The 23,996-nt window shown below is 67.8% G+C and carries 19 protein-coding genes and 1 pseudogene; 12 read left to right on the top strand and 8 right to left on the bottom strand.

Going from position 1 to position 23,996, the window contains the following annotated elements; all coding sequences use genetic code 11:
• Positions 1 to 72: 72 nt before the first annotated feature.
• From VK92_RS36475 to VK92_RS36465, 3 genes are all read left to right on the top strand, one after another.
• Positions 73 to 714 (top strand): ankyrin repeat domain-containing protein, encoded by a 642-nt coding sequence (locus VK92_RS36475; protein WP_048028370.1) that lies wholly within the window; start codon positions 73 to 75, stop codon positions 712 to 714.
• A 78-nt stretch (positions 715 to 792) separates the two neighbouring features.
• Positions 793 to 1,722 (top strand): SDR family oxidoreductase, encoded by a 930-nt coding sequence (locus VK92_RS36470; protein WP_048028368.1) that lies wholly within the window; start codon positions 793 to 795, stop codon positions 1,720 to 1,722.
• 316 nt (positions 1,723 to 2,038) lie between these two features.
• A complete protein-coding gene (locus VK92_RS36465) occupies positions 2,039 to 2,905 on the top strand; it encodes a DUF2071 domain-containing protein (protein WP_048028366.1) in 867 nt (288 codons plus the stop codon).
• Positions 2,906 to 2,913: 8 nt separating this feature from the next.
• Here the strand turns inward: VK92_RS36465 and VK92_RS36460 are convergent, their stop codons facing one another.
• Together VK92_RS36460 and VK92_RS36455 are read right to left on the bottom strand one after the other, a co-directional pair.
• Positions 2,914 to 3,861 (bottom strand): ATP-binding protein, encoded by a 948-nt coding sequence (locus tag VK92_RS36460; RefSeq protein ID WP_048028469.1) that lies wholly within the window; start codon positions 3,859 to 3,861, stop codon positions 2,914 to 2,916.
• 26 nt (positions 3,862 to 3,887) lie between these two features.
• Positions 3,888 to 4,796, bottom strand: a complete 909-nt coding sequence (locus tag VK92_RS36455) for a DMT family transporter (protein ID WP_048028365.1) — start codon at positions 4,794 to 4,796, stop codon at positions 3,888 to 3,890.
• Positions 4,797 to 4,886: 90 nt separating this feature from the next.
• Here VK92_RS36455 and VK92_RS36450 point away from each other — a divergent pair, with 90 nt between their 5' ends.
• On the top strand, positions 4,887 to 5,687 hold the full coding sequence (locus VK92_RS36450) for an AraC family transcriptional regulator (protein WP_048028363.1): 801 nt from the start codon (positions 4,887 to 4,889) through the stop codon (positions 5,685 to 5,687).
• A 25-nt stretch (positions 5,688 to 5,712) separates the two neighbouring features.
• On the opposite strand, the gene VK92_RS36445 is transcribed toward VK92_RS36450, so the two are convergent.
• Together VK92_RS36445 and VK92_RS36440 are read right to left on the bottom strand one after the other, a co-directional pair.
• Complete coding sequence (locus VK92_RS36445) at positions 5,713 to 6,198, bottom strand: anthrone oxygenase family protein (protein WP_048028467.1); 486 nt, start codon at positions 6,196 to 6,198, stop codon at positions 5,713 to 5,715.
• Positions 6,195 to 7,025 carry an NmrA family transcriptional regulator gene (locus VK92_RS36440; RefSeq protein ID WP_048028361.1) on the bottom strand — a complete coding sequence of 277 codons (831 nt, stop codon included), beginning with the start codon at positions 7,023 to 7,025 and terminating at the stop codon, positions 6,195 to 6,197. Before VK92_RS36440 ends, VK92_RS36445 begins: the two co-directional genes overlap by 4 nt.
• Positions 7,026 to 7,119: 94 nt before the next feature.
• Here VK92_RS36440 and VK92_RS36435 point away from each other — a divergent pair, with 94 nt between their 5' ends.
• The 8 genes from VK92_RS36435 to VK92_RS36400 all read left to right on the top strand — a co-directional run bounded on the left by VK92_RS36435 (position 7,120) and on the right by VK92_RS36400 (position 20,145).
• A complete protein-coding gene (locus VK92_RS36435; RefSeq protein WP_021157114.1) occupies positions 7,120 to 7,785 on the top strand; it encodes a TetR/AcrR family transcriptional regulator in 666 nt (221 codons plus the stop codon).
• Between the two features lie 726 nt (positions 7,786 to 8,511).
• Positions 8,512 to 10,176 (top strand): AMP-binding protein, encoded by a 1,665-nt coding sequence (locus VK92_RS36430; protein ID WP_048028359.1) that lies wholly within the window; start codon positions 8,512 to 8,514, stop codon positions 10,174 to 10,176.
• Positions 10,173 to 11,060 carry a hypothetical protein gene (locus tag VK92_RS36425; protein ID WP_048028357.1) on the top strand — a complete coding sequence of 296 codons (888 nt, stop codon included), beginning with the start codon at positions 10,173 to 10,175 and terminating at the stop codon, positions 11,058 to 11,060. Before VK92_RS36430 ends, VK92_RS36425 begins: the two co-directional genes overlap by 4 nt.
• Entirely contained in the window at positions 11,039 to 12,169 is a 1,131-nt protein-coding gene (locus VK92_RS36420) for a 3-oxoacyl-ACP synthase III family protein (protein ID WP_165589134.1), read from the top strand. Before VK92_RS36425 ends, VK92_RS36420 begins: the two co-directional genes overlap by 22 nt.
• Positions 12,166 to 13,164, top strand: coding sequence for a ketoacyl-ACP synthase III (locus VK92_RS36415; protein ID WP_048028353.1), 999 nt, complete (start codon positions 12,166 to 12,168; stop codon positions 13,162 to 13,164). Before VK92_RS36420 ends, VK92_RS36415 begins: the two co-directional genes overlap by 4 nt.
• A 5-nt stretch (positions 13,165 to 13,169) precedes the next feature.
• Positions 13,170 to 14,066, top strand: a complete 897-nt coding sequence (locus tag VK92_RS36410; RefSeq protein ID WP_042973145.1) for an MBL fold metallo-hydrolase — start codon at positions 13,170 to 13,172, stop codon at positions 14,064 to 14,066.
• A gap of 89 nt (positions 14,067 to 14,155) precedes the next feature.
• Entirely contained in the window at positions 14,156 to 17,992 is a 3,837-nt protein-coding gene (locus tag VK92_RS36405; protein WP_048028351.1) for an AMP-binding protein, read from the top strand.
• An 11-nt stretch (positions 17,993 to 18,003) separates the two neighbouring features.
• Positions 18,004 to 20,145: an AprA-related methyltransferase gene (locus tag VK92_RS36400; protein WP_048028349.1), complete on the top strand. Its 2,142-nt coding sequence runs from the start codon at positions 18,004 to 18,006 to the stop codon at positions 20,143 to 20,145.
• A gap of 180 nt (positions 20,146 to 20,325) precedes the next feature.
• On the opposite strand, the pseudogene VK92_RS41190 reads toward VK92_RS36400, so the two are convergent.
• The 4 genes and pseudogenes from VK92_RS41190 to bktB all read right to left on the bottom strand — a co-directional run.
• Positions 20,326 to 20,427: pseudogene (locus VK92_RS41190) on the bottom strand (3-hydroxyacyl-CoA dehydrogenase family protein); the annotation flags it as partial.
• 90 nt (positions 20,428 to 20,517) lie between these two features.
• Positions 20,518 to 21,333: a hypothetical protein gene (locus VK92_RS36395; RefSeq protein WP_124546704.1), complete on the bottom strand. Its 816-nt coding sequence runs from the start codon at positions 21,331 to 21,333 to the stop codon at positions 20,518 to 20,520.
• 505 nt (positions 21,334 to 21,838) lie between these two features.
• On the bottom strand, positions 21,839 to 22,693 hold the full coding sequence (locus VK92_RS36390; RefSeq protein ID WP_048028345.1) for a 3-hydroxybutyryl-CoA dehydrogenase: 855 nt from the start codon (positions 22,691 to 22,693) through the stop codon (positions 21,839 to 21,841).
• 37 nt (positions 22,694 to 22,730) lie between these two features.
• Complete coding sequence (bktB, locus tag VK92_RS36385; RefSeq protein ID WP_048028343.1) at positions 22,731 to 23,924, bottom strand: beta-ketothiolase BktB; 1,194 nt, start codon at positions 23,922 to 23,924, stop codon at positions 22,731 to 22,733.
• Positions 23,925 to 23,996: the final 72 nt, after the last annotated feature.

Below are 23,996 nucleotides of genomic sequence, written 5' to 3'. Positions count from 1 at the left end.
GGCTGCAGGCGCGGCCTTCGCGTCCCATCCAATCCGATTGCGCCGCGCGGCCACGCGCGGCGCGTATTGCTGATGAAAAATCGACTCCGAACCGCCCTCTCCCGCACGCTCGCGATCGCGGGAGCCGTCGTGCTCACGGCCTGCGCACAAGTCGCACCGCCCGCGGCGGTGCCGCACCCCGACGCGCATGCCGACCTGCGCCGCTACGACGACGCGTGGTTTGCCGCCGCACGCCTCGGCCGCATCGACATCCTGCAGTCGCTCGTCGACGCGCATTACCCGATCGACGCAACGACACGCGAAGGCTATACCGCGCTCATCCTCGCCGCCTATCGCGATCAGCCTGCAACGCTCGACTATCTACTGCGCAGCGGCGCGGACCCATGTATCGGCGAACGTCACGGCAACACGGCACTGATGGGCGCACTGTTCAAGGGCGAGACCGCGATCGCGAAGCGACTGGCCGACACGCACTGCCCGATCGACCAGACCAATCACGCCGGCGAAACGGCGCTGTCGTTCGCCGCGCTGTTCGGCCGCCTCGACATGCTGCCGGTGCTCGTCGCCCATGGCGCGAACCCGGATCACGTCGATGCGCTCGGCCGCACCGCACTGCAAAACGCGATCCTGCAAGGCAACGACGCCGCGGTTGCCGCACTGGAAAAAGTTGGCGCGACACCGAATGCCGACGTAACGTTGCGGGCGAGGCCGTAACCGCTTGACCTTGAACATTCCTTCAAGGTTAGCCTTCTGTCCATCGTCATTCGACACAAGGTCACGAAGGGACTCGACATGCAAACGATATTGGGGGCGAACGGTCAGATCGCCACGGAACTGGCGCGCGAACTGCGCCGCCTCGACACGGGCGACATCCGCCTCGTGAGTCGCAATCCGCGCAAGGTCAACGACACCGACAACCTGGTGTCGGCCAACCTGCTCGACGCGAACCAGACCGCCCGGGCCGTGAAAGGCAGCAGCATCGTCTACTTCACCGCCGGCCTGCCACCGGACACGCAACTGTGGGAAACGCAGTTTCCGGTGATGCTGAAGAACGCGCTGGATGCCTGTCGCGCGGAAGGGGCCCGGTTCGCCTATTTCGACAACACCTACATGTATCCGCAGGACAACCGGCTGCAGACGGAGTCGACGGCATTCGCGCCGGTCGGTCGCAAGGGCAAGGTGCGCGCGGCCATGGCGTCGATGGTGCTCGACGAGATGGCACGGGGCGACATTCCGGTCCTGATCGGCCGTGCGCCCGAATTCTATGGCGCCGGCAAGACGCAGAGCTTCACGAATGCGCTGGTCATCGACAAGCTCAAGGCCGGCAAAACACCCAAGGTGCCTTTGCGGGACGATACGCGACGCACGCTCATCTGGACGCCCGACGCGAGCCGTGCGCTCGCGACGCTGGGCAACGCGCCGGATGCGTTCGGGCAGACCTGGCATCTGCCGTGCTGCGACGACCGGCCGACCTACCGGGAGTTTGTCGCGATGGCCAGCGAAGCCTTTGGCCGGAAACCAGCCTATACGGTGGTCGGGAAATGGGCCTTTGCAGCCGCCGGGATTTTCTCGAAGCCCGTGCGCGAGCTCAAGGAACTCCTGCCCCGCTACGAGCAGGACAATCTCTTCGATTCCACGAAGTTCAAGCACCGATTCCCCGAGTTTCAGGTGACATCCTATCGGGACGGCCTTGAGCTGATTCGACGGGAGTGGGCGGAGTAAACCGCCACGGGAATCGTGGAAGCCGGCTGGCTCGAATGGATGCGGGCACGTCGTCGGAAGGGTTGCGACAACGCGGAGCGGATGCTGCCCGACACCACCGTGCTCGATCCGGCAGACTGCCCGACCATCGAGCGCCTCCCGAATGACGATCGGTGTCTTGAAGGATGCGGCAGATGCGGCGCGCCCGTGCTTCGCCCCCGCCGGCATCCTCGCGACGTTGCCTGGCTGCATGCGCCCTGACCGGCAAAGGCAGGCACTGACAGATTCGACAGGGGCGCCGCGATACCGCTTCCGCCCGCCCCGCGACATCGGCACAATGCCGGTCATGCGCCAAGACAACGCCTTCGTCTACCCGTCCGCCGGCCCCGTCGGCCGCCTCGCCAACCGGCTCGTCGCGAGCCGCCCGCTGCTGCGCGCACGCCGCGCGCTGCTGTCGCGGCTGCCGTTCCTGCAACTCGCGAGCGAAGTCGAGAACGTCGTGTACTGCACGTGGCTGGTCGATGTCGCCGCCGTCGCGCACCTGGTGCCGCGCGGCGTCACGCTCGCGAGCCGCGACGGCCGCACGCCGTTCACGATCCTCACCTACGCGCACCGCCATTTCGGCCCGCGTATCGCGGGCCCGCTGCGACGCGTGTTCCCGTCGCCGCTGCAAAGCAACTGGCGGCTCTACGTCGATGCGCTGCCGGGTGGCGTACCGGCCGACCGTACGGTACTGTTCGTGAAGAACGTGTTCGATCATCCGCTCTATGCGCTCGGCAGCCGGCTCTTCAGCGACGCGTTGCCATCGCATCTTGCTGCGCGCTTTACGCATGCCGTCCAGGATGGGCAGTATCGAACGCGGCTATCCGGCGGCACCGGAAGCGCACCCGATTTCCACTGCTCGGCGGCCGTGTCGGACGACTACACACTCCCCGCGGCGTTCGCGCCGTTCTTCGGAAGCTGGCGCGACGCCGTCGCTTACCTGTCGCTGCAACACGCGGCCGTCGCGCATGTCGCGGACTGCGACCGCCTCGCCCACGCGTCGATCGACCTGCCGATCGACATCGATGCCGTCCGGCCGCTGCAACCGGTCGAACCGGTCGGCAGCGGCGCGTTCCTCGCACGCATCGGCGCGACCGGCGAACCGCTGTGCTTCGTCGTGCCGGATGTCGCGTTTCGCGTGTTGTCGGAGCGGGTGTTGTAACGCGCGGCTCAACCCGCGCGCCACGCGCGTGCGGGTTCATCCGCGCCACTTTCGTCCGCAATCCGCCCGATGTAATCCCGCACGAACTGCGCGGCGATCCGCCCCGACCGCGCACCGCGTTCCAGCGCCCACTGCAGCGCCGGTTCGCGCGCCGCGCGGATCTGCTCCGCATCGAACCCGGCTTCGACGAGCCGGCTTTCTACGACCGCCAGATACGCATCCTGCGTGAACCCGTAGAACGTCACCCAGATCCCGAAGCGTTCGGACAACGAGATCTTCTCCTCCACCGCGTCGCCCGGATGCAGCTCGCCGTTTTCCGCGCGCGACACGTTCGCGTTGTCGCTCGCCTGCTCGGGCATCAGGTGGCGACGATTCGACGTCGCGTACACGAGCACGTTCGACAGGTCGCTCGCGACGGAGCCGTCGAGCACCGTCTTCAGTTCCTTGTACCCGGTCTCGCCGGCCTCGAACGACAGGTCGTCGCAGAACACGATGTACCGCTCGGGCCGCGCACGCACCAGCTCGACGATCGCCGGCAGATCGCTCAGCCGTTCCTTGCCGACCTCGATCAGCCGCAGCCCGTGCGGCGCGAACGCGTGCAGGCACGCCTTCACAATCGACGACTTCCCGGTGCCGCGCGCGCCGGTCAACAGCACGTGATTGGCCGCGAACCCGCGCACGAACTGCCGCGTGTTACGTTCGACGATCGCCACCTGTCGCTCGACGTTACGCAGCGCATCGAACGCGATGAGCGCGGGTGCCGCAACCGGTTCGAGCAGCGCCGCTCGCGACCCGCCGTCGAATCCGCGCCAGCGGAATGCAACCGCCGCGTCGAAATCGACGGGCGCCGGCCGGCCAGTGCCCGCCAGCGCTTCGAGCGCGGTTGCGATCCGCTCGAGCTGATGCGCGAGCGTCGGGCCCTCCACGGATGCGTGAGCGGCCGGCAGTGCGGCCATCAGGTTCTGCATGTCTCGATCGCCACTCATTGCCGCACTCCTTGCGAAGCACTCGCCTGAAACGGAAACCGCTGCGCGATCGCCACGCCGACGAGCGCGACGCCGCCGCCGATCAGGTGATACAGCCGCAGCGATTCGCCGAGCAGCACGATCGCGCCGCCGGCCGTCATCACCGGCAGCAGGTTCATGAACATCGCGCAGCGGCTCGGGCCGAGCAGCCGCACGCCCTGCATCCACAGGTACGGCAGCACGACCGACGCCAGCACGCCGGCATACAGGATCAGCGGCACGCTCGCGCGGGTCGGCCACGCCGCCTGCGCGGGCAGGCGCAGCAGCATCGGCACCATGAAGACGAGCGCGGCGAGCGCCTGCACGTAGGTCGACTGCCACGCCGGCAGCGCGCCGATGCGCCAGCGCTTGAGCAGCACGCCGTACAGCGCATACGCGGCCGACGCGGCCAGCATCAGCAGGTCGCCCGCATGCACGCCGCGCGCGGCGATCGTCGTCGGGTGCCCCTCGGCGATCAGGTAGACGACGCCCGCGAGCGACAGCACCCCGCCGCCGATCATGCCGGCTCCCGGCGGATCGCCGAGCAGCAGCGAGCTGAGCGCCATCGTCATCAGCGGCACGAGCGCCGTGATGATCGCCATGTTGGTCGCGCTCGTCGTTTTCGCGGCCTCGTAGGACAGGCTCTGGAACAGCGCCATCGCGAGAAAACCGAGCACCGCGAGCTTCGGCAGGTGCGCGACGAGCGCCGCGCGGTTGCGCCACGCGGGGCGCAGCGTGAACACGCTCATCAGCGCGACGGCGAGCAGCAGCCGGTAGAACGTGATCGCCGACGGGTCGATCGTCGATGCCGACAGCTTCGACACGACCACGTTGCCGGCCCACAGCGCGATCGCGCAGAAGGGAAACAGAAAAGGAGGCTTGTTCATCGCGTTTGACGGATTAATATCGTGGCAGGGTGCGGGCGTGAATCGGAACGCCATCGTGCCCGCCCGCCCAACTGCCTGTCTCACGCCAAAATGTCAGGACTTGTCGCCAATCGGACACTCGAGCCCACCCCGCCGCTTGCGCACCTGCGCTATGAATCGACGCCGATGCCCGTGTCGGCGATGGCGGCGGCGTACCCGCACGGCACGTCGATCCCGACGCACAGCCATCGCCGCGCGCAACTGCTCTATGCGATCGAGGGCGTGATGCACGTGCAGTCCGAAGGCGCGTCGTGGGTCGTGCCGCCCACGCGCGGCGTGTGGCTCGAAGCCGGCCTCGACCACACGGTGCAGATGAGCGGCGACGTGCAGATGCGCACCGTGTTCGTCGAACCGGGCACGGTCGAGCACCTGCCCGCGCGCAGTTGCGTGGTGGAAGTGCATCCGCTGCTGCGCGAGCTGATCCTCGCCGCGGTCGACGTGCCGCTCGACTACGCACCGGGCTCACGCCACGACCACCTGATGCACCTGCTGCTCGCCGAGGTGACGGTCGCGCCGCTGCTGCCGCTGTACCTGCCGTGGCCGCACGACGCACGGCTGCGGACGATCTGCGACTCGCTCGTCGCCGCGCCCGACGATCCGCGCACGATCGCCGAATGGGCCGACCGGCTCGGCCTGTCGGTCCGTACGCTGCATCGCGCGTTCCGGCGCGAGACGGGGCTCAGCTTCCGCCGCTGGCGGGAGCAGGCGCGGCTGCTGCTCGCGCTCAAGCGCCTCGCGCACGGCGAGAAGGTGCTGACCGTCGCGATGGATCACGGCTACAGCAGCCAGAGCGCGTTCTCGGCGATGTTCAAGCGGCATTTCGGCGTGTCGCCGTCGGCGTTTTACGCGTAGCGCGCGGCCGTGCGCGGCGGGGGCGCTACCGCGCCGCGATCCCCGCGATGAAGAACACGCACGCGGCGGCCGAGGCGACCGTGCGCACGTGATTCCACCTCGTCCAGTCGTGCACGTAGCGCGTCCACAGCGCGGCGCCGGGCGCGGTCGACGGATCGGCCGCGGCGAGCGCATCGTTGAGCGGCACGTTGACGGCCATCGTCACCGCGAACATGCCGAACACGTACAGCACGCCGCCCGCGAGCGCGGCCATCGCCCCCGGCTGGCCGCGATCGAGCAGCGCGATCACGACCAGTGCCAGCGCCATCAGCGTCGTGACGAGGAACAGCGGCATGAACGGCGAACGCACGATGTCGACGTTGATCGCGTTCATCGCGGCCACGCCGGCATGCGGCGCGATCCGTCCGAGCGACGTCATCACGAACGCCGAAAACGCGAAGTACACGCCGGCCATCAGCCCGCAGCCGATGGCCGAGCCCCACAGCAGGACGGGCGTCACGAACGCGATCATGATCGTGCGCTCCACACGCCGGTCGCGGCCGTCGCGCGCGCATAGTCGGCGAAGTCGCGTGCCGGCCGCCCGAGCGTCGCTTCGATGCCGTGCGTCACCGCGCTGTTGCGCCCGTCGAGCACCACGCCGAACAGATCGTCGAGCAGCGCGGCGACCGGCTCCGGTACGCCGGCCTCGCGCAATCCGGCCACGAATGCATCGGCCGGAATCTCGCGATAGACGACCGGCCGGCCGGCGGCCCGCGCGATTTCGCCGACCGCTTCGGCGAACGTCAGCGCGCGCGGGCCCGTGACCTCGATCACGCGGTTCGCGACGCGCGCATCGGTGAGTGCGGCCACCGCAACGTCCGCGATGTCGTCCGCATCGACGAACGGTTCGCGCACCGCACCGGCCGGCAGCGCGACTTCGCCGGCCAGCACGCCGTCGATCAGGTAGCCCTCGGAGAAGTTCTGGTTGAACCAGCTCGCGCGCACCACGCCCCAGCCCACGCCCGACGCCTGCAGCGCGGCCTCCGCGGCCTGCGCGCGCGGCTCGCCGCGCCCGGACAGCAGCACGACGCGCTCGACGCCGCTTTCCCGCGCCAGCCGCGCGAACGCGGCGATCGCGTCCACCGCGCCCACGACCGCCAGATCGGGCTGGTAGGTCACGTACGCGGCCGACACGCCCGCGAGCGCGGCGGGCCACGTCTCGGGCGCCGTCCAGTCGAAGCGGACGGCCGACGTGCGCGACACGGGCCGGGTCGCGATGCCGCGCGCGCGCAGCCGTGCATCGACGCGGGCGCCTGTCTTGCCCGAACCGCCGACGATGAGGGTAGGAAGTGCCGACATGACCGTCTCCTTTGACCAAAATGCGAGAATGTCTCGCGTTTCGAAAACACGATAGACTCTCGCATTAGCAACGTCAAGTTTTTCCGGAGGCGGCATGGGCCGACAAAAATCGGGGCAAAACGACCAGCCCGAGGCGGCGGCAGCGGATGCGCCGGCGCGCGCGCGGCTGGTACCGACGCAGCAGCGCAGCCGCGAGCGGTTCGAGCGCATTCTCGCGAGCGCGTCGGAGGTGATGATCGAGAAAGGCTGCGACGCGTTCCGGATGAGCGACATCGTCGAGCGCACGGGCATCTCGTTCGGTTCGCTGTACCAGTACTTCCCGGACAAGGCGGCCGTGATCGGCACGCTCGCGGAGCGCTACAACGAAGCCGGGCACGACTGCGTGCGGCGCGATCTCGCCGCGATGAAGTCGCTCGACGACCTGCACGCCACGCTCGCCCGCATCACGGACAGCTATTACCGGATGTTCGTCGACGAGCCGCTGATGCGCGACATCTGGCGGGCCACGCAGGCCGACCGCGCACTGCAGGCGCTCGACCGGGCGGACGGTGAGTTTCTGGCGGGGTTGTTGGCGGATGCGCTGCGGGAACTCGCACCGGCGGTGCCCGACGTGCAATTGGCGGCGTTCTCGGAATTGACGATGGTGTTGATCGCCGCGGCGGTGCGACATGCGATCGAGTTGCCGCCGAAGGCGGCGCGCAGGATTCTCGCGATGTTCAAGCAAACATTGCCGGAAAATCTTTCCGTGCTCGACAGCTAGGCCGCGCACGAATTTCATAACCGGGAAATTCCCATTCCCCGCTCGTTATTGAATATTCGCCAATATAATTACAAGAATCCCCAAGGGTGCAGCGCGAGACCGCGGCGCCTGCATTCCTGATTCCCCATTCAAACTGCCTCAAAGCTCCGCTACGCTCGAAAGCGCGGGGCATTCTTTTTTGCGCAGCGCAATCCGCTTCATGACGCGACGTACGTTTCGCGCCGATGAACTCCGCGGCGCTTTATTCAGCATTGCGGCAGCCAGGCTCCGTCCGAGTCAACAAATCGCCAGATGATTTACTGGAACAGATTAATTAAAAAATGACGATGATCAATGGAATCGATTTCAATCGATAACCACAATCACCCTTCTATTCTTCCATTTACTTTTCAATATTTATTCCGTTAAGCTTGCGCCAATATTTTTTTGACACCGACCAGATTGATCGATGAATTTCAAATCCGGGCGCATTTGAATTAAACCGATCGATTATTGTTTATTTTGAAAATCAAATGAGACGATATCACTCCACCGAAACCGGCCAGCCTTCATCCGGTTGACCCGGCGCGCCGTGCGTCGCTCGGCGGCAGATGCCTGCCGCCCCGACCACATCTCTTTGGCATCGCGGCTCAGGCTGCGCGGGCCGCGCCCGGTCATGGCGCACGGCCCGCGCGGCACCGCACTGCTATCACGAACTTCGAACTCACACTCTTGCGAGCGCTGACGATGGACGACTTTTGCCGCGCGAATTTGCCCCCTGCCGAGGATTGGCCGACGTTCGTCTTGGAATTGCCGGGGCTGCAGTTTCCGCCGTTTCTCAATTGCGCCGCCGCGCTGCTGGATACCGCCGTCGACGAGCGCGGCTGGGGCGATCGGGTGGCGATCACGACCGGGTCGGGCATCACATGGTCGTATCGCGAATTGCGCGATGCCGCCAACCGGATCGCCAACCTGCTCGTCCATGACGGCGGCCTCGTGGCCGGCAATCGGGTGCTGCTGCACGGCGCGAATCACCCGATGCTGGCCGCCGCGTGGTTCGGCGTGGTCAAGGCCGGCGGCGTCGCCGTCACAACGATGCCGAAGCTGCGCGCGGGAGAACTGTCGACCATCATCGGGCGGGCCCGGGTCACGCACGTGATCTGCGAAGCCGGGTTGTCCGCCGAACTCGACGCGGCGATGGCGAGCCTGCAGTGGCGCGGCGACGTTCGACGCTACGACACGGACGACACGCATCCGCACGCGCGCTGGCTCGACGGCCATTCGGCGGCATTCGCGGCCGCCGAAACACGCGCGGACGATCCCTGCCTGATCGCGTTCACGTCGGGAACGACCGGCGAACCGAAGGCAACCGTCCATTTTCATCGCGATGTGATGGCGGCCTGCCACTGCTTTCCGCAGCACGTGCTCCGGCCCACGGCCGATGACGTCTTCTGCGGATCGCCGCCGCTCGCGTTCACGTTCGGCCTCGGCGCGCTGCTGCTGTTTCCGGTCAGCGTCGGCGCAAGCGTCGTGCTGTTGCCGAAAGCGGGCCCGGAACAGCTGCTGGCCGCCGTCGAACGGCATCGGGTCAGCATCCTGTTTACGGCGCCGGCGGCCTATCGGGCCATGCTCGATCATCTCGACCAGCGCGGCCCGTGCGACATCTCGTCCCTGCGCAAATGCGTGTCGGCGGGCGAGGCGCTGCCGCCATGGACGCGCGATGCGTGGCAGATCCGCACCGGCCTGCACCTGATCGACGGCATCGGATCGACCGAGATGCTGCACATCTTCGCGTCGACCGGCGATACCGGCACGAAGGACGGCGCGATCGGCAAGGCGGTGCCCGGTTACCGCGTTGCCGTCGTGGACGAGCACGGCCAGTGCCTGCCGCCCTACGAGATCGGCTACCTGGCCGTGCAGGGGCCGACCGGATGCCGCTACCTGAACGACACGCGACAACGCGACTACGTCAAGCACGGCTGGAACCTGACGGGCGACAGCGCCTACCTGGACGAGGACGGCTACCTGTTCTACCAGGCACGCGCGGACGACATGATCATCACCTCCGGCTACACGGTGTCGCCCGGCGAAGTGGAGCAGGCGCTGCTGCGCCATCCGGATATCGCCGAATGCGGCGTCGTCGGGCACGTCGACGAACGGGGCGGCACGCTCATCTGCGCGCACGTGGTGCTGCGCCCGGGCGTCGACGGCTCGGATGCGTTGACGACGCAGCTTCAGCAGCACGTGAAAAGCGTGATTGCGCCATACAAGTGCCCGCATCGCGTGGCCTATCACGCCGCCGGTTTGCCGCGCAACGAGTCGGGCAAATTGCGACGTGCCGTGCTCCGGCAGGCCGGTCATGGCACGGCGCGTTCCCTGAATCAAGCAGTCCAAAGCGAAGAAATCCTATGAAAATTCTCGGCGCCGCGGCGGCCATTCCGGCCCCCGCGACCACCGCGCAATCCTGCGCGAACGACTACGCGATCAAGGCGGCCAGGCAGGCACTGCAACAAGCCGGTTGCCTGCCGTCGGAACTGGATCTGATCGTCAGCCTGTCGATCTCCCCCAGCCGGATGGCGGACGCGCCGTCGATCGCGGGCCCGCGGCTGGCGCACCCCGTACAGCGCGACCTGCGTGCGCGACATGCGGCCGTGTTCGACCTGCTCGATGCGGACTGGACGCTCGCACTCGATCTCGCGCAAAGCCATTGCCGGCAGCTCGGCTATCGGCGCGCGCTCGTCGTTCGCGCGGAAGCGCTCGCGGACGTCGAGCAGGTGGCCGAGAGCGGCTTCGCCGACGGCGCGGGCGCGATCGTGCTGACGCCGTCCGGCCATGACCGCGCTTATGCGAGCCGCTACGCGGATCTCGATTCCCCGCCGTTCGCGACGCTCGACGCGCTCGCGCCCCGGCGCGTGAACGGCAGGCTGTCGCTGGCCCGCTTCGAAAGCCGGTTCGATCGCGCCACCGGCCGCTTCGACGCCGAACCGGCCAATGCGGGCGCCGCGGTCAACGCAATGCTCGACGCGGCGCAAAGCCGCATCGACCGGCGTGCCGCCACGCTGTTCTGCGAATCGTGGCTGGGCGGATGGCCGTCGATCACCACCGGCGCGCGGGATGCTTTCCGCGTCGACGTCGTCACCGGTGCGGCGGAGATTCCGAACCCGTTCCAACTGCCCGCGTGGCTCGCGTCGCGCGTCGCAGATTCGATTTCGTTGCGTGACGATGAACGGACGGTGATCGCCATGACACTGGATCCGTTCCGGCCGCGCATCGCTTGCAGCACGATGGAGGTCTGACGGTGCACAACGTCCGAATCGCAAGTCTCGCCTGCCGCCTGCCGGCCCGCCAGGTACCCAACGACGATCCCGTCTTCGCGGGCGTCGAGCCCATTCCGGCGGAATGGTGGCAATTCTGGGGCATCGAATCGCGCCACATGATCGACCCCGATGCCGGCGAATCCGAACTCGCGCTGGCCGAGCGCACGGCCCGCGACGCCCTCGCGCGTGCCGGCGTGGAACCCGCCGAACTCGACCTGGTGCTGTTCAACATGACGTCGCCGTTCGTGTCGCTCGCCGACGGCCGGCGCCGGTTCGCGCCGCGGCTCTCGCGCGCGCTGCGCGACCGGCTCGGCGCCACGCGCGCGCTCGATGCCGATATCGAGATGGAATGCGCGAGCTTCGTGCTGCAACTGCAGCTCGCCGCCAACCTCATCAAGCAGGGGCGCGTGAAACGGGCGCTGGTGTGCTCGTCGGAGCGCATGTCGGCGGTGGTCGACTACACGAGCAAGTCGTCGACGAACTTCGGCGACGGCGCGGCCGCGGCCGTGCTCGTCGCGGAGCCGGCCGACCCCGACGGCGCCGACTGGCTGGATGCCGCGTATCACAGCGACGCCACCCGCTACGACCTCGTGACGATGCAGTGGCGCAATGCGCAGGCCGCGGCCGACGACGACGCGGAAACCGGCGCCGACAACCCGTTCGGCGTGTATTTCACGCTCAAGCCCGAAGCGCAGGAGGCGATCTCGCGCTTCATGCCGGTGGCGATTCCCGACATCGTCGAGCGCCTGCTGCACCGGAGCGGCACCGGCATCGCCGACGTCGATGCGATGGTGTTCCACCAGCCGTCGGCGCTGCTCGTGCGCTCATGGGCGCAGCGGCTCGGGCTCAGGCCCGATCAGTACGTGATTCGCGTGGCCGATTGCGCGTGCCTCGTGTCGGCCGCGGTGCCGTTCGCGCTGGCCGAGTCGATCCGGCAGGGCGTGATCCGGCCGGGATCCAAGGTCGTGATTGCCGGCGCGGGCGCGGGCTGGGGCTTCGGCGCGCAATTGTGGCGCTGGGGCGAAACCGTCGTGTCCGATGCGGGCGGCGCCGTCGCCGTCGTGACGGAACAGGAGGGTCACGCATGAGCGCCCGTCTCGTCATCGCCGGGTTCGGCCATGCGCTGCCCGAGCGAATCGTCGGCAACGACGAAGTCGCCGGCATGATCGACACCAGCGACGCGTTCATTCGCGAACGCACCGGTGTCGTCGCGCGACGTTATCTCGCCCCCGATCAGCATCTGGCGGACCTCGCCTGCCCGGCCGCGGAACGCGCAATGGCCAACGCGGGCGTCACGGCGCACGACGTCGACCTGCTGATCGTCAACACGCTGTCGCCCGATCATCACGACCCGTCGCAGGCGTGCTACATCCAGCCCCGGCTCGGCTTGCGGGAAGTGCCGTGCTTCGACATCCGCGCGCAATGCAGCGGCGGGCTCTACGGGCTCGAGATCGCGCGCCACTTCCTCGCGAGCGGCCTGTATCGCAACGTGCTGCTGGTCTGCGCCGAGGCGCTGTCGCGGCGCATCGACACGAGCAACGCCGGGCGCAACCTGTCGATCCTGCTGAGCGACGGCGCCGCCGCGCTGCTGCTGCAGGCGACGGACGAGCCGGCGCGCGGGCTGATCGACCTGACGCTCGGCGCCGACGGCACCCAGTTCGACCTGCTCGCCACCGAGGCGCCCGGCGCGCGACGCCCGCGCTTCATCGACGCGGACGACATCGCGGCCGGCCGCCACCACTTCCGGATGAAAGGCGCGCCGATGTTCGAGGACGCGACGCGCCGCATCGTCGACGCGTGCCGCCAGATGCTCGACAAGCACCGGCTGACGATCGGCGATATCGGCCTGGTCGTGCCGCACCAGCCGAACCTGCGCATCCTCGACGCGGTCATCGAGCGGCTCGGGCTGCCCCGCGAGCGCTGCATGATCTCCGTCGACCAACTGGGCAACATGGCGAGCGCGGCGTTTCCGGTCGCGCTCTCCCTCGCCCACGAGCAAGGCCGCATGCCGGCCGGCCAGCTCAATCTCCTCGTGACCTACGGCGCGGGCGCGACATGGGCCTGTGCGCTCTATCGGAGCTGAACGACATGCTGAACGCTTCCCCCGGGTGGATCGAGCCGCGGCTGGCGCTGATCGGCACCGCCGACGTGCCGCTGTACGTGATCGTCAACGACGAGGCCGCGACGCTGATCGAGGGCGGCCTGAGCGGCATGACGGCGCTCGTATGGCAGCAGCTTCATGATCTGCTGCGCGACTTCGGCGGCATCCGGCATTTGCGCTACTGGCTGATCACCCACTCGCACTATGACCATTGCAGCCTGCTGATGACGCTCAAGTCGCGCATGCCGTGGCTCCATGTATCCGGTTCGCCCGACGCGTTCGATGCGTTCCAGAGCCCGTCGGCCTGCCGCACCATCCGCCAGCTCGACGAGCACGCGTCTCGGTCGTGGGAACCCGCTGCCGGCGCCGATTTCACCGAGTTGGCCGACTTGCCGTTCTACCCGGTCAACCCGGGCGCGCAACTCGATATCGGCGACGGGATGCAGATTCGCACGATCGCGCTGCCGGGCCACAGCCGCTGCCAGTTCGGCTACTACTGCCCGCAGCTGGACATCGGTTTCGTGTCGGATGCGCTCGGCGAGTTTCAGGACGCCACCCACTGGCTGCCGCTGGTCTTTCAGGACCTGTTTGCGTACCGGCACTCGCTGGACGTCATCGAACAGCTGCATGCACCGCGGCTCGCCCTGGGGCACCACGGCATCCTCACCGGCGAGCTCGCCCGGTCGGCCGCACGGCATGCGCGCGCGTGCCTCGATGCACGCGAGGCCGACGCACGCGCGGTTCGCGGCAACGCCGCCGCCACGCAGGCACTGGCCCACCAGTGGACGGCCCGTTACGCGGCAAGAAGCGAAAAGGTCGTGCCGCGTTTCCTGCATCTCAAAAGCATGACGCACATGATCGACCTGTTCCATCGCGCCGAATAGCCGTATCCGGATGTCCGCCGCGGCAACGCACGGGCGCCGGCCGGTGCGAGGCCCCTGCTCGCTGTTTTCATTCCTCTTCCGACGACATCATGACCACTGCGACCTTGCCGACTACGCTTGGCGAATTGCTTCAGAACCGCGCCGCCACACGCGGCGACCACACCGCCTACGTGTTCCTGAGCGGGCCGCCCGAGCAGGAACGGGCCGAATCGATGACCTTCTCCGAGCTCGACGTGCGCGCCCGCCGGGTCGCCGCGCTGCTGCGGCAGAACGCGGTCGAAGTCGGCGACCGCGTGCTGCTGCTGTGCCGGCCGGGCCTCGATTACGTCGGCGCCTTCATGGGGTGCCTGTATGCGGGCGCGATCGCGGTGCCGGCCTACCCGCCGCGCAACAGGCAGCATATGGTGCGGATCGCCGGCATCGTCGACAACGCGGGCGCCGACACGATCCTGTGCTCGGCCGAGGACCACGCGCGCTGCTCGACCTGGCTCGCCGATACCGACGCGTCCGGCAGCACGCTGCTCGACGTCGGCGGCGCGCAGGCGCTGGCTCCGGTGGATTCGCCCGCCGGCGTGCAGCCGTCCCACATCGCGTTTCTGCAATACACGTCGGGAACGACGGGCACACCGAAAGGTGTGATGGTGAGTCACGCAAACCTGATCCACAACCTGGGGCTGATACGCGAATGGCTTGCGTATGACGAGTCGAGCACGATCGTCAGCTGGCTGCCGCCGTATCACGACATGGGCCTGATCGGGGTGATCCTGACGTCGCTGTACGGCGGCTTCCGCGGCGTGCTGATGGCCCCGGAACGGTTCATCCAGCATCCGTACCTGTGGCTGCGCGCGATCAGCCAGTACCGCGCGGACCTGACGGGCGCGCCCGATTTCGCGTACCGGATGTGCGGCCGGCGAATCTCCGACGAACAGCTGGCGACGCTCGACCTGTCGTGCCTGCGGGCCGCGTACAACGGCGCCGAGTCGGTGCGTGCCAGCACGCTGACGGATTTCTCGCAGCGCTTCGCGGCAGCGGGCTTCGCCGCCGACGGGTTCCTGCCGTGCTACGGGCTCGCGGAGGGCACGCTGTACGTCGCCGGCCGCACGGGACAGCACCCGGTCCGCACGCTGTGCGTCGACCAGGCCGCGCTCCAGCGGCAATCGGTGGTGTTGCGCAACGAGACCCTCGGCGTGTCGCCGCAGCCGCTGGACCGCCCGGGCGAGCGGGTTCTGGTCGGCGTGGGCCGCACCGACGGCGAACAGCAGGTGATCGTGCGCGACCTGGAGACCAACGCGCGATGCGACGACCGGACCATCGGCGAAATCTGCGTGGCCGGCCCGAGCGTCGCCGCCGGCTACTGGCGGCTGGACGAGCAGACGCATTCGACCTTCCGGCACACGCTGGCCGGCGACCGGGACCAGGCATTCATGCGCACCGGCGATCTCGGCTTCATTCTGGATGACGAACTGTACGTGACCGGCCGGCTCAAGGACATGGTGATCCTCGCCGGCCGCAACTACTACTCGGAAGACATCGAATACGCGCTGATCGTCGGCGTGCCGGAACTGGTGCCGAACGGCTGCGCGGCCTTCATGGACGACCAGGCCGACGCGGAGCGCCTGATCGTCGTGGCCGAAGTCGAGCGCACGCAACGCAAGGGCAATCTCGACAGCTTCATCGAAGCGATTCGCCAGGCGATCTGGAACCGCCTCGACATCGGGCCGAGCAGGATCGTGCTGGTGTCGCCCGGCAGCGTGCCGAAGACGTCGAGCGGCAAGGTGCGCCGCAGCACGTGCCGCACGCAGTTGCACGACGGCGCGCTGACGATCCTCGCACAGTGGGACGTCGACGCCGGCACGCAAACGCCGGCGCCCGATCGCGGGCAGCCCGCGCGCCCGGCCGCCGGTGTCGACCAGCCGGCGGCCAACGATCGCCGGCGCGACGACGGCGCCACCGTCGACGAACTGAACGACTGGCTCAGGCACTACGCCCGCACGCGGATCGATTCGCGCACCATCGACGAGCGACGCACCATACCGCCGCACGTCGTGCTCGATTTCGGCAACCGGGGCCTGCTCGGCATGCCGATCGACCGTTCGCATGGCGGGCTCGGGCTCGGCCACCGCGACATGGCGCGCGTGTTTGCGCAACTGGCCGCGATCGATTCGACGCTGGCTTTTTTCGTCGCCCTGAACAATACGCTCGGCATAGTGCCGATCATGCAGCACGCGCAACCAACGTTGCGCGACGAATTGCTACCGAGCCTCGCGAGCGGCCGGATGCTCGCCGCATTCGCGATCACGGAGCCGGCCGCGGGCTCGCATGTCCGCGCGATCGCGTCCCGCGCGCAGCGCACCGCGTCCGGCGACTGGCTGGTCAGCGGCACCAAGCGCTGGAGCGGCTCGTCCGCGTGGGCGGGGATCATCAACGTGTTCGCGAAGCAGGCCGACGGCACGGGAATGGTCGGCCTGGCGGTGCGACCCGGCACGCCGGGCGTGCGGATCGGCGCCGAGGAGCTGACGATGGGCGTGCGCGGCATGATCCAGAATTCGCTCCATCTGGATCGGGCACGGATCGGCGACGCATGCCGGCTCGGCGACATCGGCCAGGGCCTGTCCGTGGCGCAGCACGCGATGAACATCGCGCGCCTCGGCATCGCCGCCGTCAGCGTGGGCGGAATGAAGCGCTGTGCGCAGCTGATGCATCGCTACGGGGCGCGGCGCGAGGTCGCCACCGGGCTCCTGCTGGACAATCCGCTGAGCCGCCTGCGCCTGGGCGAGCTGCGGGACCGCATCGACGGGCTCGACGCGCTGGTCGAGCACCTGGCCACCGAGCTGGACCTCGGCGTCGCGCTGCCTGAAGACTGCCTGCTGATCGCGAAGATTCTCGGCTCCGAGCTGCTGTCGCAATCCGCCGACGAGCTGATGCAGTTCCTGGGCGGCCGCGGTTACATCGAAACTAACTTCGCGCCGCAGATCTTCCGCGACGCGCGCCTGACCCGCATCTTCGAGGGGCCGACCGAAACGCTGCTGGTTCACCTCGGCAGCCGTCTGCTGAACGGAAGCGACGAGCTTCCGCGTTATCTGGAAAGCGCGCTGGGCGCCGGCGTGCTGGCCACGGAGCTGCGCGAGCTCGGCGCCCGGCTGTCGCAGGACGGGCTCGCGAATGCGGCGAAACTCGGCGGCGCCGCGCATGCCGCCGTCTGGGTCAATTACTGGCTCGGCACGGTCGCGCAATGGGGACTGCTGCTCGCGGTGACCGAACGTGCGGCTGCGCAGCAGCGCGTCGGTGACGGCGCGCTGCGCTGGGCGCAGCGCCGGTACGAACTCGCGATCGAGGCGGCGCAGCGGCAGGTCGGCCTGCGATCCGCGCTGACCACGTCGGCGCAATTGAACGACTGGGCCGCGCAGATCGGGCTCGAGATCGGCGCGATCGAGCAAACGGTCCCTGGCGCAAGCCAGCTCGTCGATCCGTTGCTGGACGCCAATCCCGGCGAGCACGCGGCCGCCGGCATGCCCGACACCCCCGACGCGCCCGACACGCCGGCGGGCGAAGACGCCGGTCCGGCGCCGGCCCCGATCGCGGGCGAGCCGACGAGCCTGCTCGATCGCCAGCAGGTTCATGCCGTCGAACAATGGCTCATCGCGTGGCTGGGCGAGCGCCTCAAGCACCGCAAGCTTCGCTTGACGCGCGAGTCGACGTTCGCCGAGATCGGCTTCGACTCGATCCTCGCCGTCGAAATGACGATCGTATTCAGCGAGGCGTTCAGCGTGAGCGTCGATCCGTCCGCGGTCTGGGACTACCCGTCCATTCGCGCGCTGGCCGCCCATCTCGCGCCCCGTACTCGCGGCACCACGCCGGCGCCGGTCGTGGCGCACGCCGATCCGGATGCCCCTTCATCCGATGCAGCCCAACCTTCGATCCTGTGAGACCGTCCAACATGCACGCCCGATACGCCCGATACGACCTTGGTGATTCCACCACCGCGCTGGCCCGGCAGCTCGAACACTATCTCGACGCCTATCCCGACGAAACGCGCACGTTGCTCGGCCTGCCGGCCGGCGCCGCGATCGGCGTCGAGGTGCTCGACGAGGAACTGCCCGTCAGGCTCGAACAACACACGCATGCGGCCACGCTGCGCATCGGCCGGCACGACGCACAGCGCGTGATGGCCTACACGCGCAGTTGCAACTGGGCCAACGGCATCGTGCTGGTGCCGACGCTGGCGCGCCTGGTGTTTGCCGGCGCGTTCGACGGCCTGCGGGCCGGAGCGCCCCGCGCGATGCGCGCGTTCGCGGCGTCCCGCCAGCCCGACCCGACCCGTAACCTCGGGATTCTGTGGGGCGCGTTCAACCTGCTGAGCCTGGCCGGCTGGCTGACCCTCGATCGCGGCGACGAAGACGCCGACTATGCGCTCACGCCCGCCGGCGAATATGTCGTCGCGTGCGTCGAGCACGCCCGGCCGCTGTTCGGGCAACTGGCCGATGCAACGTCGGTGCTCCAGCATCTGCACGCACTGTGTCATCGAACGCGCGTGGCGGCCGAGGACAGCCTGCTGTATGCGCGGCTCGTGCGGGCGTGCGTAGCGGGCTGGCCGGAGCTTGCGCCTCCGGCCACCGACCTGGAGCGCCAGGCGAACGGACAGCTGCGCACGGCGATGGACGGCCTGCTGCTGGGCCCGACCTGGGTCGCGCTCGACATGCCGGTGTTCGACAGGCAGCCGGATGGCCAGTACGCGCAGTCGGCGCCCGGCATCCTCGGCAAGATCGTCGAGCAGCCCGGCGGGGTCGCGGTGGGCGCCTGGACACAGGCGGACCCTGTCGTCCTGGACGCGGCATGGGCGCTGATGGGCAAGTTCGGCATGGTGGAAATCGACCAGGGAAAGGTGCGGCTCACCGAGTCGGGCCGGATTCACCGTCCGATCGCCGCGCCTTATGCGGGGCTGCCCGCGTCGTATCTGCGTTCGTATGCGCTGCTCGACGAGCTCCTGTTCGGCAACCCCGATCCGCTCGATATCGACAGCGACGGCCACATCGATCGCGTGATGAACGTGTATGCGTCGAGCGGCGCCGGGTCGGGGCCGGCGTCGCAGGAAATCACGACGAAGATCCTGCGCGAGCTGTTCGACGACACGCCGCTGGATCGCCAGCCCGCCGGCATCGCCGACATGGGCTGCGGTGACGGCAGCGCGGTGAAGCGCCTGGCGGAATACGTCATCACGTCGACGCGGCGCGGCCGGCACCTCGCGGACTATCCGCTGCTCGTGATCGGCGCCGACTACAACGAATCCGCGCGCGGCCGCGCCGCCGCGACGCTATCCGCGCTGAAGGACATCCCCGGCGTGCAGGTACGCGTGATCGCCGCCGACATCTCCCAGCCCGACCGCTACGACGAAGCCGTGGCCGACAGCGGCCTGACCGTCACGCAGCCGGACGGCAGCGTGCGCCCGGCGCGACTCAGCGACCTGCTGCACACCTTCATGTTCCTGGTCCACAACCGTCGGCTGGGCGTCCGGCGCAAGGACGCCGCCGAAGCGATCCTCGAGCGCCATCTTCGCACCGTCGATCGGGCACGCCTGCGCGCGGTGATCGACCAGCACTATGCGGGGGCCCTGACGGTATCGGATCAGGAAGCGTTGCCGATCGGGCTCGAACAGATCAAGCGCGCGTTCAAGGTCGCGTACAGCGACGCGGAAGGGCTCGTTCCCGGTTACGTGGCGGCTGCGGACCTGATCGATTTCCTGACCCGCTGGAAGCCCCACGCGAAGCATGGCTTTCTCATCGTGGAAGGACATAGCCCGTGGGCGGAGAACCTGTGCGCGCGGGCGCCGGGCGGCCCGGACACGTGGTTGCGCACCGAGCAGCTTCCGTCGGTGTTCAACTGGGGCATGCATTTCGTGTCGCGCCAGTTCATGGCGCCGTTCAACGAATTCACGCTCGCGCTGACCCTGGCCGGCCTGCGCCCCGACAGCCCGATTTACGGGCGGATTCATCCGGAAGGGTTCCCGGCGCCGGACCTGCTGAGCGACTATCGGTTCTTCAGTATCGCGAACTACGTTGCCGATACCGCTGTTGCCGATTGACGGTCCGTTCGGCGCCATGCGGTACGCAGCGACGGCCGTGAATCGCATCGAGAAAACACCCCGGAGGCTGGATCAGTGCCCAGTCTCCGGGGTGCGGGTGCGCGCCGTACTGCTCGCCGGTTTCATGTATGCCCCGGATTCACACAGGGGCCTCCACGCAACCGGCGCCCGGCTCGCGCGTCAGGCGCTGTAGTCGTACACCCCGCGCCCCGTCTTGCGCCCAAGCCGCCCGGCGGTCACCATCTCGCGCAGCAGCGGGCACGCGCGATACTTCGGGTCGCCGCCATTCGGACGCGACGGACACGCCCCCGGTTGCGCCGCGCGGCCGTCATGTTGGAGACAGGGCCCCCACGGCCCCGGCCCCGACCATCCTTAACGCACCACGTTGATCCGGCCGCGCGAGTCGTCGAAGCAACCGATGCCGGGCCCGCAAGCGCGCGCGTTGATCGCGAACTCGCCGAGCTTGACGGCGCGAACCGAAAAGACCGGCTGGAACAGCACGACCCCGCCGTTCGTATAGCCCGTGAAGTTGACGACACCGAACGGCTCGGAGTAGAGCGACATGGGCACGTTCCCGATCTGCGCCGTCGATACCCACAGGTGGACCGGCAAGTCGGTGAATTGGAAGACATGGGCCAGGATCCCCGGCACGATGATCGTGATGCCCTGGTCGTTGGCGATCGCCTTCGCGGGCGCGGTCCCGCCGGCCTTCGCGGCGCGGGCGACCTCGGCCGGCATCGGGGCGGTGCTGCGGCACAGCGCGAAATCGAGAACCCGCTCGTCGATCGTCACGTCCGACTCGTCGGTCACATCGACCGCGCCGCGTTGCGCGCATTGCTGCTGCCGATGCCGCGTCGCCTCGGCCGGCTGCTCGCCGCGCACGAAGCTCACGCGGCCCGGCGCGATCTGCTTCAGCACCTGTTCGACGACGACCGTCCTGCGCGCATCGGTGGGATCCGTGGTGCGGATCGAACGATAGATCTTGGTCACGCCGGCGGCATTGCCGACCGCTTGGTAATTGACGATCTCGTCCTGAGCCGTGGCAGGCGCGACGCCGTCCGCCTGCTGTGCATGAGCGGAAAGCGCGGCAACGGCCGTCGCCACTGCGATAACCCAAGCTTTAGGTTGCATGTATCCATCCTGAAGTGAGAGAGGAAACCACGCGCCCCTCGTTGCCGACGGGCGCACACCATGGCGCCGTGGTCCGGACGAACGGACGACCGCGCCCCGCCGATTCGCGCCGGCTTTTCACGTCCTTGAAAGCGAATAGGCGAACGACATCCGCACGATCAGAAATCGTGTTTTAGTAAGTGCGATGGCAATGGATCCATTTTCAGAAAACCAGCGCGAATCTACGCAGGAACCCGAACCGCTGTTGTGCGTAAATGTCAGCCGCCCACGCGCGCCCGATTTATGCAACAACCTATTGCCGCTTTATTTTCTCTCGATTGCATTTGTGCAACCAAGATATAACATTACACACTGAAACGTCAATTTAATCGATATGAAAATATCCACGCTAATTGATTTAACTATTTGACGATTAAAATCGATTTTCGAAATAATTCAACCGGCGGACAGGATTCGGCGAGCCACTTCCATAAATGAAAAACGCGGGTGGCGAACCGCACCGGATGAACGACACCATCCGACACGACTCGCCACCCGCGTTGAAGACTTTCCAGCCTTCTGCTTACTTGCTGTAGTCGTACACCCCACGCCCCGTCTTGCGCCCCAGCCGGCCGGCCGTCACCATCTCGCGCAGCAGCGGGCACGCGCGATACTTCGGATCGCCGAAGTCCTTCACGAACACGTCCATCACCGCGAGGCACACGTCGAGGCCGACGAGGTCGGCCAGCGCGAGCGGCCCGATCGGGTGGTTCGCGCCGAGCTTCATCCCCGCGTCGATCTCCTCGGCCGACGCGATGCCTTCAGCCAGCACGAAAAACGCCTCGTTGATCATCGGCACGAGAATCCGGTTCACGACGAAGCCCGGCGAGTTACGCACGCCGATCGGCGACTTGTCGAAACGCTCGGTCAGCTCGCGCACCGCCGACGCGGTCGCTTCGCTCGTCTGCAGCCCGCGGATGATCTCGACGAGCGGCATCAGCGGCACCGGGTTGAAGAAGTGCATGCCGACGAAGCGCGCCGGATCGGCGAGCGGCGCCGCGAGCGCGGTGATCGAGATCGACGACGTGTTGGTCGCGATGATCGCGTCGGGCCGTGCGACGGCCTCGATCTGCTTCAGGATGCGCCCCTTCAGCTCGACGTTCTCGGTCGCGGCTTCGATCACGATATCGACCGACGCGAGCTGCGCGTAGTCGGTCGACGTCGTGATGCGCGCCAGCGCCGCATCGCGCACGGCTGCGTCGAGCTTCCCCTTCGACACGAGCCGCTCGAGGCTGCCCTTCAGCGTCGCGACGCCCTTCTCGAGCGCGGCGTCGCTGACGTCGATCATCACGACGTTGAGTCCCGCAACGGCGGCGGTCTGCGCAATGCCGTTGCCCATGGTTCCGGCGCCCACGACGCCGACAATTTCGATGGCCATGTAGTTCCTGTGTGTTCGGGTGCTGAGCGGTCGATTATCAGATGTTCTCGAAGATGGCCGCAATCCCCTGGCCGCCGCCGATACACATCGTCACGAGCGCGTAACGCCCGCCGATGCGCTTCAGTTCGTACAGCGCCTTGACCGTGATCAGCGCACCGGTCGCGCCGATCGGGTGACCGAGCGAGATGCCCGACCCGTTCGGGTTGACCTTCGCCGGATCGAGGCCGAGCTCCTGCGTGACCGCGCATGCCTGGGCGGCGAACGCCTCGTTCGCCTCGATCACGTCGAGATCGGTGATCTTCAGGCCCGCGCGTTCGAGCGCCTTCTGCGTGGCCGGCACGGGGCCGATGCCCATGTATGCCGGATCGACACCCGCGTGCGCATACGCGACGAGCCGGGCGAGCGGCTTCACGCCCTGCGCGCGCGCGGCGTCCGCGCTCATCATCAGCACGGCCGCGGCCGCATCGTTGATGCCCGATGCGTTGCCGGCCGTCACCGTGCCGTCCTCCTTCTTGAACACCGGGCGCAGCTTCGTGAAATCGTCCGCGCTCGCGTCGTGACGCACGTGCTCGTCGGTGTCGAACGCGACCTCGCCCTTCTTCGTGCGGATCGAGATCGGCAGGATCTGGTCCTTGAAGCGCCCTTCCGCGATCGCGCGCGCCGCGCGACGATGCGATTCGAGCGCCAGCGCGTCCTGCGCGTCGCGCGAGATGCCGTACTTCGCCGCGACGTTCTCGGCGGTCACGCCCATGTGGATCGTCTGGAACGGGTCGTGCAGTGCGCCGAGCATCATGTCGACGAGCTTGCCGTCACCCATGCGCTGGCCGAAACGCGCGGCCGGCACCGTGTACGGCGCGCGGCTCATGTTTTCCGAGCCGCCGCCGATCGCGACGTCGGCGTCGCCGAGCATGATCGTCTGCGCGGCCGACACGATCGCCTGCAGGCCCGAACCGCACAGGCGGTTCACGGTCAGCGCGGGTGTGTGCTGCGCGACGCCGCCGTCGATCGCCGCGACGCGCGCGATATACATGTCCTTCGGTTCGGTGTTCACGACGTGGCCGAACACGACATGCCCGACCGCATCGCCCGACACGTTCGCGCGCGACAGCACTTCGCGCACGACTTTCGCCCCGAGGTCGGTCGGCGAGAAATCCTTCAGGCTGCCGCCGAAATCACCGATCGCGGTACGGACACCGCTCACCACCACGACTTCTTTCGCTGCATTGCTCATCGTCTCACTCCGGTTCGTTCGCGCCCGCAGGCGCGGGGATACGTTGCGTTACATGTTCGGGTAATTCGGCCC

It is taken from the genome of Burkholderia sp. LK4, assembly GCF_001043615.1.
Lineage (GTDB): Bacteria > Pseudomonadota > Gammaproteobacteria > Burkholderiales > Burkholderiaceae > Burkholderia > Burkholderia cepacia.
The sequence above is the reverse complement of the archived record's forward strand: the minus strand, read 5'-3'. Positions and strand labels throughout refer to the sequence as shown.

Bases quoted from the DNA above. Each gene is read 5' to 3' on its own strand.
- VK92_RS36475 (WP_048028370.1), top strand. From the start codon at position 73: ATGAAAAATCGACTCCGAACCGCCCTCTCCCGCACGCTCGCGATCGCG.
- VK92_RS36470 (WP_048028368.1), top strand. From the start codon at position 793: ATGCAAACGATATTGGGGGCGAACGGTCAGATCGCCACGGAACTGGCG.
- VK92_RS36465 (WP_048028366.1), top strand. From the start codon at position 2,039: ATGCCGGTCATGCGCCAAGACAACGCCTTCGTCTACCCGTCCGCCGGC.
- VK92_RS36460 (WP_048028469.1), bottom strand. From the start codon at position 3,861: ATGGCCGCACTGCCGGCCGCTCACGCATCCGTGGAGGGCCCGACGCTC.
- VK92_RS36455 (WP_048028365.1), bottom strand. From the start codon at position 4,796: ATGAACAAGCCTCCTTTTCTGTTTCCCTTCTGCGCGATCGCGCTGTGG.
- VK92_RS36450 (WP_048028363.1), top strand. From the start codon at position 4,887: ATGTCAGGACTTGTCGCCAATCGGACACTCGAGCCCACCCCGCCGCTT.
- VK92_RS36445 (WP_048028467.1), bottom strand. From the start codon at position 6,198: ATGATCGCGTTCGTGACGCCCGTCCTGCTGTGGGGCTCGGCCATCGGC.
- VK92_RS36440 (WP_048028361.1), bottom strand. From the start codon at position 7,025: ATGTCGGCACTTCCTACCCTCATCGTCGGCGGTTCGGGCAAGACAGGC.
- VK92_RS36435 (WP_021157114.1), top strand. From the start codon at position 7,120: ATGGGCCGACAAAAATCGGGGCAAAACGACCAGCCCGAGGCGGCGGCA.
- VK92_RS36430 (WP_048028359.1), top strand. From the start codon at position 8,512: ATGGACGACTTTTGCCGCGCGAATTTGCCCCCTGCCGAGGATTGGCCG.
- VK92_RS36425 (WP_048028357.1), top strand. From the start codon at position 10,173: ATGAAAATTCTCGGCGCCGCGGCGGCCATTCCGGCCCCCGCGACCACC.
- VK92_RS36415 (WP_048028353.1), top strand. From the start codon at position 12,166: ATGAGCGCCCGTCTCGTCATCGCCGGGTTCGGCCATGCGCTGCCCGAG.
- VK92_RS36410 (WP_042973145.1), top strand. From the start codon at position 13,170: ATGCTGAACGCTTCCCCCGGGTGGATCGAGCCGCGGCTGGCGCTGATC.
- VK92_RS36405 (WP_048028351.1), top strand. From the start codon at position 14,156: ATGACCACTGCGACCTTGCCGACTACGCTTGGCGAATTGCTTCAGAAC.
- VK92_RS36400 (WP_048028349.1), top strand. From the start codon at position 18,004: ATGCACGCCCGATACGCCCGATACGACCTTGGTGATTCCACCACCGCG.
- VK92_RS36390 (WP_048028345.1), bottom strand. From the start codon at position 22,693: ATGGCCATCGAAATTGTCGGCGTCGTGGGCGCCGGAACCATGGGCAAC.
- bktB (WP_048028343.1), bottom strand. From the start codon at position 23,924: ATGAGCAATGCAGCGAAAGAAGTCGTGGTGGTGAGCGGTGTCCGTACC.